This window comes from Variovorax sp. GW822-FHT04A09, from assembly GCF_058801005.1.
On record NZ_JBXAMV010000014.1, the window covers coordinates 1 to 1,132 of the forward strand.

Consider the following 1,132-nt stretch of genomic DNA (forward strand, 5'->3'; position numbering starts at 1 on the left):
CGGATTGGTAGCGTTTGGGTGTCGCTGAGACTCAGATCAGTTCGGCATCCGCAGGCGGCGACTCGATCGGCGCGGTGCTCCATTGCAGCCGCAGGCTGTCGTCCAGGTGGCCGTCGCCGAGGATGGAAAGGTCGTTGCCGAGCACAATGTTCTTGGCGGGCAGAGGGATCGTCGCGGCTGCGCCCGTGACCTCGAAATCCTGCGGACCATCCAAGAGGCCCAGCGCCGAAGCGAAGGTATCGGTGGAGCGGCAACCGTGCTCCACGAACGGCCCGGTGCTCGCGCCCATCGCCAGGCCCATGGCGCCGAGCTTCGACTCGGGGTCGATCCGCAGGTAGGTGAAGATCACACGGTCGCCGGCGCCGGGCTCCCGCATCAGCTTCACCTGCGAGGCGAAGCTGGCTTGTCCGCTCCAGGTGATCGTGCAGTCTGGCGGCACGTGGAAGGCGCCGCCTGCCGCCAGCTCCATGGTGGAGTCATAGGTGCCGATCGCATAGCGCACGGGCCGCTTCACATCCTCGCCACAGGTGTCGCGCACCGGCCCTATGTCGGCTCGCCAGCGCGTGCGTATCGGCCCGTCGACGGCGAGGCCCGGGTAGTTTTGCTTGAACCAGTGCGTGTCGATGCGGATGTTCCACTGGCTGACGGTGCGCCGGTTGCTGCGATCCGCACCCAGCTCCACCCACACCGGTCCGCGCGAGCCCGCGCCCACGCGCGGCAGGTCGCAGACGACGAGCTCATGCTCCCAGCGCACCACCTGGCGCTCCGATCCGTCGACGAAGACCTTGCCCTGCCTGCGACCGAAAGCGCCGATGAGGTTGAGCTGGTCGTTCAGTTCATCGACCTCGACATGGTGAATCGACGGCGAGAGGATGTGACTCACCGCGCTGCGCGGATTGGGCTTGGCGATGAAGTAGGCGCCGGTCTTGGTGCCGTTGCCGGTGTCGTGGTTGAGATTCTTGCGCTGCATATGGGCGATCACTTCTTCGCCCGTGAAGGCGCGTTGCTTCGGCGTGTGCGGCTTGAAGAGGTTGACGCCCAGCATCCGGTCGACGCAGTACTTCGGTATGTCAAAGGCGGCCGGCGGCGAGCAGATCTCCGTCCAGCCCAGGTAGAGGCCCGCGTTCTTACG

The 1,132-nt window shown here is 66.1% G+C and carries 1 protein-coding gene; it reads right to left on the bottom strand.

Going from position 1 to position 1,132, the window contains the following annotated elements; all coding sequences use genetic code 11:
* Positions 1–31 precede the first annotated feature (31 nt).
* Positions 32–1,132 (bottom strand): hypothetical protein (locus AC1RLW_RS31395; RefSeq protein ID WP_493196292.1); only part of this gene is annotated, 1,101 nt, incomplete at its 5' end.